The following is a 12,773-nucleotide window of genomic DNA, read 5'->3' as shown; positions in this document are numbered from 1 at the left end:
AACAGCTTTAATGCTCTCAAATATTTCGCCCATCGAACCAATACTGTTGATTCTTGTCAACTTGTTAGCTCCATCAAAGTATTCCGTAACCGGCATCGTTGTTTCCGCATATACACGCAGTCTCTCTTGAACCGCATTGTGATGATCATCATCCCTATATGCAAACTCACTAGAACCACACCGATCACAAACCCCCTCTTTCAAGGTCTTTTTATAGACTTTATGATACACTTCACCACAGCTCTTGCACGTAAACCGACCCGTCAGCCTTTTGATCAGCTCATCCTCCGGGACATCTAAAAAGATGATCACCGTACTCTTTAAATGCTCGTCACCCAAAATCCCACCAAGCATCTTAGCTTGATTCGTATTACGAGGAAAACCATCCAAAATCACTCCACTCTTGCAGTCATCTTGCTTAATCCTCTCCTCAAGCAACTCCACAATCACATCGTCAGGCACAAGTTGACCCTCTGCCAACAACCGTTCAACCCTTTTCTTCAAAGATTGATCTACGTTAACAGTATTTCTTAATATGTCACCCGTTGATATAGCTGGTAAGTCGTAAAGTCTTGAAAGATATTGAGCCTGAGTACCCTTTCCAGAACCAGGTCCCCCAAACAAGACAATGTTCATCTAACTCCCCTTAGTCTGGCCTTCTTAAGCAAACCCTCATACTGATTAACCAGAAGGTATGTCTGAATTTGTGAAAATACGTCTACTACAACGTTCACAACTATCAGTAGGCTAGTACCACCCAAATAAAATGGAACCGAATACTCAGATATTAAAAATTCCGGCACAATACAAATAAAAGAAATGTACAACGCACCTATAATGGTTAATCTCGTCAAAATGTAGTCAAAATAATCTGCTGTGTTCTTGCCAGGCCTTCTACCAACCACTATACCACCATTCTTTCTTAAGTTTTCAGCAGTCTCCTCAGGATTAAATATGATAGACGTGTAGAAAAAACTAAAAAAACATATCAAAAATATGTATAAAAGAATGTAAAGTGGTTTACCGTGTGACAAGTATTGAACAATAAAGTACTTCCATTGCGAGTGCTCAACACCAGCAAAACCCACCACCGTTATTGGAAATAATAACAAAGAATTTGCAAAAATAGGCGGTATAACCCCAGCAGTATTGATTTTGAAAGGTAAATGCGTTGAGTCACCACCATATATTTTGTTCCCAACCTGACGCTTTGGATACTGTACCAGTATTCTCCTTTGAGCTTTCTCCATAAATACTATCAGTACGATCAAACCTACAACCAATACCACTATCGATAGTATTACAAACACTGAAATAGCTCCAGTCTTACCCATCTCAAAAAAAGACGCCAAAGCAACAGGTAACCCAGAAACAATACCAGCAAATATAATTATAGAGCTTCCATTTCCTATACCTTTAACCGATATCTGCTCTCCCAACCACATCACAAACAGCGTACCTCCCATCAAACTCACCATCGCAGTCACTCGAAAGAAATAACCAGGATTAGTAATGATAGCTCCCTGACTCGATGTCATGCTCTCAAGACCAACAGCAATCCCGTAGCCCTGAAAGAGCGCTAACACAACAGTCAAATACCGTGTATATTGGTTTATTTTCTTTCTGCCAGACTCCCCTTCCTTCTTCATAGCAGCCATGTCCGTAGAAAGCACAGTCATCAGCTGCATAATAATCGACGCAGTAATGTACGGCATGATATTTAAAGCAAAAATGGAAAGCCTACCAACAGCACCTCCAGTAAACATATTAAGCATCCCAAGCAGCCCTCCCGCTTGAGCATTCGCCGCGTACTCCAACGCTATCGAGTCCACACCAGGTAACGGTACGTAAGTACCAATCCTGTACACTATCAGCACAAATAGAACAAAAAAGATCTTTGCCCTCAATTCCGCCATCTTGTCTAATGAAGTCGTCATAGGACTCGCTGATCTCTTGGACACTGACATCTCAAACTTATAAAATACTGGTTTCCGCTTTTCTCTCGGACTCTTTGATTAAGCTCAACCTACCACCAAGCCCCTCTAACACTTCAACAGCTTTTTTAGATGAAGCGTGTACCTCTAAATTAAACTTCGTTTTAAGAGCACCAGTAGCAAGCAGCTTCAGTCTCGTACCATGACCGTTGAGTACACCCACTCTTTTAAAATCATCGATGGTCACAGAAGAAGGATCTATGAGCCCTTTGCTCGCTAAAAGTTCTAGTTTATCAAAGTTAATCACAGAAAACGCTTGCTTATTTGTCTTAAATCCCCTTTTAGGCAACCTGATGTACAACGGCATCTGGCCACCCTCAAAGCCTCCTAAAGCAACACCACTACGCGCAGTCTGACCTTTACCACCTCTCGCGCACGTCTTCCCCTTGCCAGAGCCTATACCCCTGCCTAACCTCTTACTCTTTTTCCTCGCACCTACAGAGTCTCTTAGTGTATTTAACATTTTGCCCTCACTGAACCATAATCTTGATTAGATGCTTTACCTTCTGGATCATACCTCTAACAGCACAAGTATCCTCTAACTCCACTTCCTTGTTAATTTTACCTAAACCAAGACCCTTCAAGTTTTTTAAGTGCTTATCAGACTTACCCGCACTTCCAATTATTTGCTTGATCCTTATTCTACCATGCGTAGTAGAACACCCCTCAAACACTAATGACTTCTTCTTTCCTTTGCCCTTCATCCCAGCTCCAGTACAGAGCACAGGATCATCATGCTTTAAACTCCGCTCGTCGCCCTCCTGGACAACTGCTTTCAAACCCTTAGCAGGAACCTTAGCCTTCTTTATTGTTTTCTTTTCAGTGCTATCGTTCATCATATTATGTATACCACACCTATTCTGTTGTAATCTCGCTTGTATCAAAGCCATCTAAAGGTGCCGCATCGCTCTTAATGGTCACTTTCAAACCATGCTCCCTTTTCCCGACTATCTCTCCCACTTTCTTACCACGCTTCTGAGCTATATACCTAGGAGATTTTATTTGCTTTAAACCCTTCATAGCAGCCTTCAACATGTTGTGCGGATTGCTCGTCCCAACAGACTTCACAACAACATCCTGAATACCCAACACCTCCAACAAAGACCTCACAGCCCCTCCAGCTATCACACCAGTTCCAGATGGAGCCGAACGCATTATAACCTTTCCAGAACAGTAAGAAGCAGTGATGTCGTGATGCAAGGTTCTCCCGTCTCTCAGAGGAATTCTAATCATCTGCTTTCTCGCAAGATGTACAGCCTTTTCCCTAGCATCCATAACCTCAGCAGCCTTACCTAAACCAATTCCAATTTTCCCCTTGCCATCTCCCGATACAACAATCGCAGAAAAACTAAACTTACGCCCGCCTTTCACAACCTTGACGCACCTGCTGACATATACTAGTTTATCAAAAATTTCTTGGTTACCGCTCTCTGTACGCATTTTCACCTCATACACGTCAACATTAGAATTTTAAACCATGCTCCCTGGCAGCATCAGCTAAAGCCTTCACTCTACCATGGTATATACGGCCACCTCTATCAAAGACAACCTCCTTAATGCCTTTTTCCAAAGCGGATAAAGCTATCAGCTTTCCGACCTCTGCAGCCGCTTTAACATTAACTCCAACAGGGCCCTTAAACGATTTATTCTTAGTAGATGCAGCAGCCAACGTCACACCCTTCGCATCGTCTATGATCTGTGCGTATATGTTCTTATTCGACCTAAACACAGAAAGACGAAACTTGCCTCGAGACTTCCGAGCAATCGCAATACGAACCCTGCACTTCCTTTTGTCAAAACTAGCCTTGAGCATAAACCTTACCCTACTTTACCTTTGTTCACCATTTATTTCTTCTTACCTTCCTTACGCCTTATCTTCTCACCTTCATACTTTATACCCGTCCCCTTGTACGGTTCAGGCTTCTTCAAAGCGCGTATCTCAGCACTCACCTGACCAACCAATTCTTTATCATATCCACTGACAGAAATCAATGTAGGCTTCTCACATTGTATCTTAATACCGGCAGGAATAGCATAAAGAATAGGGTGGCTATAACCCAAAGATAGCTTTAAAAGGTTAGTGTGATTCTCTGCCTTAAATCCAACTCCAGTGATTTCTAGCTTCTTGGTGAAACCGTTTGACACGCCTTCCACCATGTTAAATATCAACTGTCTCGTCAGACCCCACATCGCTCTCGCCCTTGTAGTATCGTCTACCGGAGTCACAGAAATCTTACCATCCTCATATACCACAGTCACTTCAGACGGAAAAGTCCTTGCAAGCACACCATTCGGCCCAGAAACTTCAAGAGACGTGCCACTCAAAGACACCTTGACGTTCCCTCCTACAACAATCGGCAATTTACCTACTCTAGACATATCTTACAACCAGTAATAAATTATTTCTCTAATATACATAACAAAGCACTTCACCACCAGCATTCAGCTGCTTCGCTTCGTGATCAGACACAACGCCTTTTGAAGTAGATAGCACCCCTATGCCTAAACCTCCATACACCTTCTGTAAATCAGCAACCTTGGTATAAGATCTTCTGCCAGGCGTAGATACCCTCTTTATCATTGCAATCACAGGATTTCCATCATGATATTTCAAAGCAACCTTGATGAAATTAACTCCCTTCCTGTCCTCAAGTTCTTCAAACTGGGATATGTAACCTTCTTGATGCAGGACTTTCAAGACAGACTTAACAAGCTTTGAAGAGTGAACAGTGACAAAAGGAAGCTTGGCCATCTGACCATTCCTTATTCTCGTCAAAACATCCGCTAACACATCCGATAAAGCCATCTACACCTCTTATTTTTACAATAACTGTTTTATTTACCAACTTGACTTAGTTAACCCAGGAATCTGCCCCTCGTTCCCTAATAATCTCAAACATATACGAGAAAGTTTAAAGTAGCGATAAACACCCCTAGGCCTTCCAGTTAACTCACACCTGTTCCTCACCCTAGAAGGTGCACCATCCCTGTTACAAGCAGACAAGGCCAACATCGCGTTAAACCTCTCTTCCAATGAAACCGATTTGTTCATAACAACAGCCTTCAAAGCCGCACGCTTCTGCTTATCCCTCTGAACAAGGGAACGTCTTCTCAAATTTTTCTGTACTAAACTAGTCTTTGCCATAAAATCCGTCGCTTGTTAATTGCACCAATTATCGTTTATCCTCTCACAAAAGGCAAGTCGAATGTTTCTAACAACGTCTTAGCCTCCGCATCAGTTTTAGCAGTCGTCACTATAGTGATATTCATACCAAGCACCTTGTCAACTTTGTCGTAGTCAATCTCAGGAAATACAAGCTGCTCCTTTAAACCCAAAGAATAGTTACCCATACCGTCAAATTGCTTAGGACTCAGACCCCTAAAATCTCTAACCCTTGGTAACGCAATATTAACCAACCTGTCCAAAAATTCATACATCATGTGACGACGCAACGTAACCTTCAGCCCTATCTCCATACCACGTCTCAGCTTAAACGTGGCTATAGACTTTTTGGCTTTCTGTACAACAGGTTTCTGCCCAGTAATTTGCAGCAGCTCCGTAGCAGCCTTCTCAATAATCTTAGGATTCTGAACAGCCTCCTTGATACCTTGGCTCACCACTATCTTCACCAATCGCGGAATCTCAAAAACGTTGGCATAGGAATACTGAGCTTTCAACTTATCACGAATTTGCTTTTCGTACCTTTCTTGCAACCTACTTTTGTACATACCAGAGCTCTTTATACTTTTACATTATCAATGATTTCGCCAGAAGACTTACAAAATCTCAGCTTCTTTCCATCTTCAAGAATCTTAAAACCAACCCTAGTAGGCTTATTGGTAACAGGATCAAGCAATGAAACGTTGGATATATGTATCGGCATCTCTTTATCCTTTATGCCGCCAGCCATATCAGACTTCGATGGCCTAACATGCTTCCTCACAACATTTATACCCTGTACAATAACCTTGTTCAATTTAGGAAACACCTTTAAGACTTCTCCCGCCATCCCCTTGCATTTTCCAGCAATAACAATAACCTTATCACCCGACTTTATTTTTAACTTAATCAAATTGTTCACCATGTTACAGCACCTCAGGAGCTAAAGAAATAATACGCATAAAATCCCTATTTCTCAGTTCACGCGGTATTGGACCAAAAACACGTGTACCTATAGGATCTCCTTGATTGTTTAAAAGAACAGCTGCATTCCTGTCAAACTTTATAACACTACCGTCAGCTCTTTTAACTTCTTTGGTAGTACGAACAATAACAGCCTTGTAAACCTCTCCCTTCTTTACCTTTCCTTGCGGAACAGCATCCTTAACAGAAACAACAATCCTGTCTCCCAAAGAACCACAATCAGAACCGCCTAGTACCTTGACACACTGTAACATCTTAGCGCCAGAGTTATCAGCAACTTCAAGAAATGTCTTCAGATAAATCATACGTATCTACCACTCATTTAACAACTTTTTCCAACAAAGACCATCGCTTGGTTTTAGATATAGGCTTTGATTCAATAATCTTCACAATTTCACCAACTTTACATACATTCTCAGGATCGTGAACAGCATACTTGCGATTTCTTCTAACAGTCTTATGGTAAACAGGATGCTTGAAGACTCTCTCAACCTTCACAGAAATAGTCTTATGTGCACTATCCCCAACCACAACACCAGTTAACACCTTTCCAGACATCTTTAATTACCCTTGTTCATATCAATTTTTCGAGAACGCTCAGCCAAAGCAGTCTTAAACCTGGCAACCAATTTCCTGACGACCTTAAATCTAGCCGTATTCGACAGTTCACCCGCCTTTTTTCTAAATCTCAAGTTCATCAGCTCACGCTTCAGCAGTAAAACCTCACTCAAAATCTCCGAACTGGTTTTGTCTACAATCTGACGCATCTTCATAAACTATTCCTCTCCAAGCCTTTTCACAAATTTAGTCTTCACAGGAAGCTTCGCAGCAGCCCTAGCAAAAGCACCTCTCGCCAACTCTTCCTTGACGCCATCAAGCTCAAACATAATCTTCCCAGGCTTGACTCTACACACCCAGTACTCAACCGCACCTTTACCACTACCCATCCTAACTTCAGCTGGCTTCTTAGATACAGGAACGTCAGGAAATATTCTAATCCATAACTTACCAACTCTACGAAGGTGACCATTGATAGCCCTCCGAGCGGCCTCAATTTGTCTCGCAGTAATCCTCTCAGGCGCTACAGCCTTCAAACCAAAAACCCCAAAGTCAAGCTTCGTAGCACTCTTGGAAAGACCAGAAACCCTGCCTTTAAAGGCTTTGCGAAACTTCGTTTTTTTAGGCATCAACATAAAAAATCTCCATTAAATCACTTAGCTCTTTCTTGTAATTTATCACCTTTATAAACCCAAACCTTCACACCTATCACACCATAAGTCGTATGTGCTTCACTGTGATGATAATCTATATCAGCTCTTAAAGTATGTAGCGGAACTCTTCCCTCTTTATACCACTCCGTCCTTGCAATCTCTACACCACCTAACCTTCCAGCAACGCTCACTTTAATGCCTTTTGCACCCATCCTCAAGGCAGATTGCATAGCTCTTTTCGCAGCCTTTCTAAATACCACCCGCTTCTCTAACTGCTGAGCAATAGACTGCGCAACTAAAACAGCATTTAATTCCGGCCTCTTTTCTTCTACTATATTTATTGAAACCTCCGAATCAGATAATTTTCTGATCACCTCTTTCACTTTTTCAATATCAGCACCTTTTTTCCCTATAATCACGCCAGGCTTTGACGTATTGATCACAACCTTCATCTTCTTGTTAGAACGCTCAATACGAACAGCACTAACACCAGCGTGAGCAAAAGTAGAAGAGACGTAAGACCTAATCTTTAGATCCTGCAAAAGCTTATCAGCATAACCATTTCTGACATACCAAAGAGAGTCCCAAGTTTTTATTATACCTAAGCGTAAACCTATAGGATTAACCTTCTGACCCATACCTATGCACCTCTCTCAGTAACAAATACAGCAAGCTTAGAAAAGGGCTTCTGGATTCTCGCAGCCCTACCCCTAGCCCTCGCATTCATACGCTTTAAAACAAATGCCTTACCTACAAGAACCTCTGATATGTAAAGCTTGTCTATATCCAAGTTATGATTGTTTTGAGCATTAGCAACCGCAGAATTTAAAACGTCCCTAACAACCCTGGCAACTCTCTTCTTAGAAAATTGTAACTGCAGCATCGCATCCCCCACAGGCATTCTTCTTATCAAATCAGCAACAAGACCTAGCTTCTGAGGACTACCCTTAATAGCCTTGGCAACAGCAAAAGCAGTTCTGTCTTGCTCTAAGTGCATTCTGTGGTTTAAAAGACTCATAAATTATACTCTACTTGCTTTTTTATTGGCACTATGACCGTTAAAAGTTCTTGTAGGAGAAAATTCTCCAAATTTCTTACCCACCATTCTTTCAGTCACAAGAACCGGAATAAACTTTCTACCATTGTAGACCCCAAATGTCAACCCTACAAAGTTAGGTAAAATAGTAGACCGCCTAGACCAAGTCTTAATTACAATGTTCTTGCCAGAGCTTAAAACAGCTTCCGCAGCCTTCAGCAAGTGCACATCAACAAAAGGTCCTTTCCACACAGCTCTCCTTGACATAACCTACCTCCTAATTATACCTTCTTTTTACAATATAACGAGACGTCCTCTTGTTACGACGCGTTCTCTTACCCTTTGTGGATACCCCCCACGGCGTCACAGGATGACGACCTCCATTCGTTCTACCACCATGCGGATGATCCACAGGATTCATCGCAATACCCCTGACAGATGGTTTAACTCCCAACCACCTGTTCCTACCAGCTTTCCCTATAACTACGTTCTGATTGTCAGGGTTAGATGCAGCACCTATAGTCGCAGAACATTCAGCAAGTACCATTCTAACCTCACCAGAACGTAACCTCAATAACACGTTATCAGCATCCTTACCAACCAACTGCGCATACGAACCACCAGCTCTCGCTAGTTGACCGCCCTTTCCAGGCTTAAGCTCGACGTTGTGTACTATGGTACCAACAGGAATCCTCTTCAAGGGTAAAGCATTACCGACCCTAATGTCAGAACCCTCACCAGACATCACCTTATCACCCACAGATAACTTCTGCGGAGCTAGTATGTAAGAGAGCACACCGTCGTCATATCTAATCAAAGCAATAAAAGCACTTCTGTTCGGATCATACTCCAAACGCTCAACAGTAGCAGAAATACCGTTCTTGTTTCTAACAAAGTCGACCACTCTATATTTCTGCTTATGGCCTCCACTTTTACGCCAAGCAGTAGTACGACCAGAATTGTTTCTGCCTCCACTCTTGTTTTTACCGACAACCAGCTCTCTTACAGGCCTACCCTTCCAAAGACCAGACCTATCCACGAGCACCAGTTGCCTCGTTCCTGCCGTTACAGCACTGTACTTCTTCAACGCCATCTTCTAACTCCCTAAACCCAAATCTAATACTTTCCCGCTCTCCAAAGAAACAATAGCTTTCTTGTAACCTTGGCGCTGCCCAACAATACCCTTAAACCTCTTTAACTTAGGCTTCAGCCTGACAATATTAACCTTAACAACTTTAACGTTAAAAATCTTTTCCACAGCAGAACTGACAGCAGACTTGCTGGCATCAGCCTTGACCTTAAACACATACTTGGAAAAAGCACTAAGCTTCGTAGCCTTCTCCGTTTGAATAGGATGTAATAGTACATCAAACAATTTGTCTTGCATCACAGTAACCTCTGTTCAATAGCATTAAGAGCTTCCGTTGTAATAATCAAATGTTTGTGGCGCACTATATCGTACACATTCAAACCCACCACAGGAAGAACATCAACCCCTACCAAGTTCGCGGACGAAGCCCTTATATTGTCGTTAATGTTCACATCAACTATCAATACCGACTCCTCAACACCAGCACGCAAATTCTTTAAAGCATTCAACAACAAAGAAGTTCTAGGAGCCTCGAGCGCCATCTTGTCCAAAACAAACAGCTGCTCAGAAGAAAATTTACTGGATAAAGCAAACTTTAACCCCAAAGACCTCACTTTCTTGTTCAACTTATAGCCGTGAGAACGAAAATGCGGTCCAAATATTATACCACCACCTCTAAATTGCGCGGCCCTTATGCCACCATGACGCGCTCCACCCGTACCTTTCTGCCTGTATATCTTCCTAGTCGAACCAGCAACGTCACCCCTCTCCTTCACTTGATGAGTACCAGAACGTCTCTTTGCTAGTTGCCAGTGAATTACTTTATAAAGGAGAGACTTACACGGCTCTAACCCAAAAATAGCAGAACACAAACCAACCTGCCCAGACACCTCTCCTTTTAAATTACCCACATTTACTTTTATAGTATCCATAAAAACACACTTCAGAAAAACATTTACCTAAAATAGACACCTGAACAGCTATCGCACCAACTCTTAATACACACTTTCTATAGCTAAGTCCAGCTAAATTTCGCCCATTTTTCCAGACAGCTCAGCATCAAGATAAGCCCCAGGAAAAGGAACATGTGGCAAAACTAAAGATTTCACCGCATCCGCAATGTACACAACGCTACCCTTACTACCAGGAACAGCTCCGTGCAGAGCAATAACGGAAAGTTCGGAATCTACATCTACCACCCTTAAGTTTTGAAGAGAAACTTTCACATTCCCCATGTGACCCGCCATCTTCTTATTTTTAAATACCTTACCAGGATCTTGACGCTGACCAGTCGAACCATGAGATCTGTGACTAACAGACACACCATGCGACGCTTCCAAACCAGAAAAATTATGCCTCTTCATCGGACCAGCAAACCCCTTACCTATAGTAGTGCCCATAACATCAACAAATTGACCAGGCACAAAGTGTGATACCGATAGCTCCTTACCAACCTCCAAAAAAGCATCCGCAGAAACCCTAAACTCTTTTACAGCACAAGTAGGCTCCACCTGAAGTTTAGCAAACATACCTTTCACAGGCTTAGAAACTCTATTTGGTTTGCTTCTACCGTAGCCTATCACAACAGCATCATAACCGTCTGTATCAACCTTCTTGTTCCTTAGCACCACGTTCCTTGCAACATGCAACAAAGTAACAGGAACAACATTGCCAAGCTCATCGAAAACCTGGGACATACCAAGCTTAGTAGCAACTAAACCTGTTCTTCTCGAAATACTCATACTATATACCCTCAATTAACCACAGTTCAACGAGCATCATCTATCAACTTCACTTCAACGTCTACACCAGAAGCTAGATCTAGTTTCATAAGCGCATCTATCGTCTGAGGTGTTGTAGATATCACCATAAGTCTGGTGCGATTCCTCATCTCAAACTGCTCCCTAGACTTCTTATCAACATGGGGAGATCTGTTGACAATAAACTTTCTAATATGTGTAGGAAGCGGTATAGGGCCCTTCACAGTAGAACCAGTCCTTTTAACAGCTCCCACTATGTCCCTTACCGCCGCTTCCAATAACCTATGATCAAAAGCTCTTAGTTTTATCTTTATTTTCTGCTGTAAACTCATAATTGCACTAGTACTTATTTCAATATTTCAGTAACAACACCAGCACCAACCGTCTTACCTCCTTCCCTTATAGCAAATTTCAGACCCTTATCCATTGCTATAGGAGAAATTAATTCAACAATCAGCGTCGTGTTATCCCCGGGCATAACCATCTCTGCTCCATCCAACAACTCTATGGAACCAGTCACATCCGTCGTTCTGAAATAAAACTGAGGTCTATAGTTGCTAAAGAACGGAGTGTGTCTACCACCCTCCTCCTTGTTCATGATATACACTTCAGCTTTAAACTTGGTATGTGGTGTAATGCTACCAGGCTTCGACAAAACCTGTCCTCTCTCCACATCACCTTTTTCAATACCCCTCAACAATACACCCACGTTATCACCAGCTTCTCCTCTGTCTAATTCCTTTCTAAACATCTCAACGCCAGTGCATACAGTCTTTCTGCTATCCCTTAAACCTACTATCTCAACTTCATCACCAACTTTTATCACACCCTGTTCCACTCTGCCTGTCACTACAGTACCTCTTCCAGATATGCTGAAAACATCCTCCAAAGGCATCAAGAAAGGTTTGTCTAACTCCCTAACAGGCATAGGAATATATTCATCAATATTCTTCACTAATTCCCTAATAGCAACCTCACCCAAGTCACCCTTGTTGCCTTCTAAAGCCTGTAAAGCAGAACCCCTAATAACAGGGATCGAATCACCAGGATAACCATACTTACTTAATAACTCTCTTACTTCCATTTCAACAAGCTCAAGTAACTCAGAATCACTAACCATGTCTACTTTGTTCAAAAACACTACCAAAGCAGGTACTCCAACTTGTCTAGCTAACACTATGTGCTCTCTAGTCTGAGGCATAGGACCATCCACAGCACTCACCACCAATATCGCACCGTCCATCTGAGCAGCTCCAGTAATCATGTTCTTGATGTAGTCAGCGTGTCCAGGACAATCAACGTGACCATAGTGCCTCGTCTCACTCTCGTACTCAACGTGAGCAGTGTTGATTGTTATACCCCTAGCTCTCTCCTCCGGAGCCTTATCTATGTCACCATAAGACATCGGATTCGCTGAAAATATCCTAGTAAGAGCAGCTGTTAAGGTAGTCTTACCGTGGTCAACGTGACCTATGGTACCTATATTACAGTGCGGCTTTTTCCTATCGTACTTCTGCTTAGACATGTTTTACCTCGTA

24 protein-coding genes are annotated in these 12,773 nt (G+C 42.3%); all 24 read right to left on the bottom strand.

Going from position 1 to position 12,773, the window contains the following annotated elements:
- Positions 1 to 636: adenylate kinase (locus tag EDM53_RS05195; RefSeq protein ID WP_130122597.1), on the bottom strand; the 636-nt coding region annotated here is incomplete at its 3' end.
- Positions 633 to 1,937: a preprotein translocase subunit SecY gene (secY, locus tag EDM53_RS05190; protein ID WP_207215489.1), complete on the bottom strand. Its 1,305-nt coding sequence runs from the start codon at positions 1,935 to 1,937 to the stop codon at positions 633 to 635. The genes EDM53_RS05195 and secY, both read right to left, overlap by 4 nt.
- Positions 1,938 to 1,974: 37 nt before the next feature.
- The gene (gene rplO, locus EDM53_RS05185; protein ID WP_130122595.1) at positions 1,975 to 2,457 is read right to left on the bottom strand and encodes a 50S ribosomal protein L15; all 483 of its coding nucleotides are present in this window, start codon (positions 2,455 to 2,457) and stop codon (positions 1,975 to 1,977) included.
- Between the two features lie 7 nt (positions 2,458 to 2,464).
- Positions 2,465 to 2,830, bottom strand: coding sequence for a 50S ribosomal protein L30 (gene rpmD, locus EDM53_RS06585; RefSeq protein ID WP_410528562.1), 366 nt, complete (start codon positions 2,828 to 2,830; stop codon positions 2,465 to 2,467).
- A 19-nt stretch (positions 2,831 to 2,849) separates the two neighbouring features.
- The gene (gene rpsE / locus EDM53_RS05175; RefSeq protein WP_130122594.1) at positions 2,850 to 3,434 is read right to left on the bottom strand and encodes a 30S ribosomal protein S5; all 585 of its coding nucleotides are present in this window, start codon (positions 3,432 to 3,434) and stop codon (positions 2,850 to 2,852) included.
- Between the two features lie 22 nt (positions 3,435 to 3,456).
- Positions 3,457 to 3,807 carry a 50S ribosomal protein L18 gene (rplR, locus tag EDM53_RS05170; RefSeq protein WP_130122593.1) on the bottom strand — a complete coding sequence of 117 codons (351 nt, stop codon included), beginning with the start codon at positions 3,805 to 3,807 and terminating at the stop codon, positions 3,457 to 3,459.
- 32 nt (positions 3,808 to 3,839) lie between these two features.
- On the bottom strand, positions 3,840 to 4,373 hold the full coding sequence (gene rplF, locus EDM53_RS05165; RefSeq protein WP_130122592.1) for a 50S ribosomal protein L6: 534 nt from the start codon (positions 4,371 to 4,373) through the stop codon (positions 3,840 to 3,842).
- A 28-nt stretch (positions 4,374 to 4,401) separates the two neighbouring features.
- Positions 4,402 to 4,800, bottom strand: coding sequence for a 30S ribosomal protein S8 (gene rpsH / locus EDM53_RS05160; RefSeq protein ID WP_130122591.1), 399 nt, complete (start codon positions 4,798 to 4,800; stop codon positions 4,402 to 4,404).
- Positions 4,801 to 4,833: 33 nt separating this feature from the next.
- Entirely contained in the window at positions 4,834 to 5,139 is a 306-nt protein-coding gene (gene rpsN / locus EDM53_RS05155) for a 30S ribosomal protein S14 (protein ID WP_130122590.1), read from the bottom strand.
- 35 nt (positions 5,140 to 5,174) lie between these two features.
- The gene (rplE, locus tag EDM53_RS05150; RefSeq protein WP_130122589.1) at positions 5,175 to 5,723 is read right to left on the bottom strand and encodes a 50S ribosomal protein L5; all 549 of its coding nucleotides are present in this window, start codon (positions 5,721 to 5,723) and stop codon (positions 5,175 to 5,177) included.
- 11 nt (positions 5,724 to 5,734) lie between these two features.
- Complete coding sequence (gene rplX, locus EDM53_RS05145; RefSeq protein WP_207215488.1) at positions 5,735 to 6,067, bottom strand: 50S ribosomal protein L24; 333 nt, start codon at positions 6,065 to 6,067, stop codon at positions 5,735 to 5,737.
- Between the two features lie 13 nt (positions 6,068 to 6,080).
- Positions 6,081 to 6,443, bottom strand: a complete 363-nt coding sequence (rplN, locus tag EDM53_RS05140) for a 50S ribosomal protein L14 (RefSeq protein WP_130122587.1) — start codon at positions 6,441 to 6,443, stop codon at positions 6,081 to 6,083.
- Positions 6,444 to 6,456: 13 nt separating this feature from the next.
- Positions 6,457 to 6,696 (bottom strand): 30S ribosomal protein S17, encoded by a 240-nt coding sequence (rpsQ, locus tag EDM53_RS05135; protein ID WP_130122586.1) that lies wholly within the window; start codon positions 6,694 to 6,696, stop codon positions 6,457 to 6,459.
- Between the two features lie 2 nt (positions 6,697 to 6,698).
- Positions 6,699 to 6,911: a 50S ribosomal protein L29 gene (gene rpmC / locus EDM53_RS05130; protein ID WP_130122585.1), complete on the bottom strand. Its 213-nt coding sequence runs from the start codon at positions 6,909 to 6,911 to the stop codon at positions 6,699 to 6,701.
- Between the two features lie 3 nt (positions 6,912 to 6,914).
- Positions 6,915 to 7,331: a 50S ribosomal protein L16 gene (gene rplP / locus EDM53_RS05125; protein ID WP_130122584.1), complete on the bottom strand. Its 417-nt coding sequence runs from the start codon at positions 7,329 to 7,331 to the stop codon at positions 6,915 to 6,917.
- A 17-nt stretch (positions 7,332 to 7,348) separates the two neighbouring features.
- The gene (gene rpsC, locus EDM53_RS05120; protein ID WP_130122583.1) at positions 7,349 to 7,987 is read right to left on the bottom strand and encodes a 30S ribosomal protein S3; all 639 of its coding nucleotides are present in this window, start codon (positions 7,985 to 7,987) and stop codon (positions 7,349 to 7,351) included.
- Positions 7,988 to 7,989: 2 nt separating this feature from the next.
- A complete protein-coding gene (gene rplV / locus EDM53_RS05115) occupies positions 7,990 to 8,346 on the bottom strand; it encodes a 50S ribosomal protein L22 (RefSeq protein ID WP_130122599.1) in 357 nt (118 codons plus the stop codon).
- 24 nt (positions 8,347 to 8,370) lie between these two features.
- Positions 8,371 to 8,652: a 30S ribosomal protein S19 gene (gene rpsS, locus EDM53_RS05110; protein ID WP_130122582.1), complete on the bottom strand. Its 282-nt coding sequence runs from the start codon at positions 8,650 to 8,652 to the stop codon at positions 8,371 to 8,373.
- Positions 8,653 to 8,662: 10 nt separating this feature from the next.
- Entirely contained in the window at positions 8,663 to 9,478 is an 816-nt protein-coding gene (rplB, locus tag EDM53_RS05105; protein WP_130122581.1) for a 50S ribosomal protein L2, read from the bottom strand.
- A gap of 3 nt (positions 9,479 to 9,481) precedes the next feature.
- Positions 9,482 to 9,772 (bottom strand): 50S ribosomal protein L23, encoded by a 291-nt coding sequence (gene rplW / locus EDM53_RS05100; protein WP_130122580.1) that lies wholly within the window; start codon positions 9,770 to 9,772, stop codon positions 9,482 to 9,484.
- The gene (rplD, locus tag EDM53_RS05095) at positions 9,772 to 10,407 is read right to left on the bottom strand and encodes a 50S ribosomal protein L4 (protein WP_130122579.1); all 636 of its coding nucleotides are present in this window, start codon (positions 10,405 to 10,407) and stop codon (positions 9,772 to 9,774) included. The genes rplW and rplD overlap by 1 nt, the downstream gene beginning before the upstream one ends.
- A gap of 93 nt (positions 10,408 to 10,500) precedes the next feature.
- A complete protein-coding gene (gene rplC, locus EDM53_RS05090; protein WP_130122578.1) occupies positions 10,501 to 11,217 on the bottom strand; it encodes a 50S ribosomal protein L3 in 717 nt (238 codons plus the stop codon).
- Between the two features lie 26 nt (positions 11,218 to 11,243).
- Positions 11,244 to 11,567, bottom strand: a complete 324-nt coding sequence (rpsJ, locus tag EDM53_RS05085; RefSeq protein WP_130122577.1) for a 30S ribosomal protein S10 — start codon at positions 11,565 to 11,567, stop codon at positions 11,244 to 11,246.
- 14 nt (positions 11,568 to 11,581) lie between these two features.
- Positions 11,582 to 12,760, bottom strand: a complete 1,179-nt coding sequence (gene tuf / locus EDM53_RS05080) for an elongation factor Tu (RefSeq protein ID WP_130122576.1) — start codon at positions 12,758 to 12,760, stop codon at positions 11,582 to 11,584.
- Between the last annotated feature and the right edge of the window lie 13 nt (positions 12,761 to 12,773).

The organism is Rickettsiales endosymbiont of Peranema trichophorum, from assembly GCF_004210275.1.
In the GTDB taxonomy this organism is placed as follows: domain Bacteria; phylum Pseudomonadota; class Alphaproteobacteria; order Rickettsiales; family Midichloriaceae; genus RICK02.
This window is presented reverse-complemented; position numbering and strand designations above follow the sequence as displayed.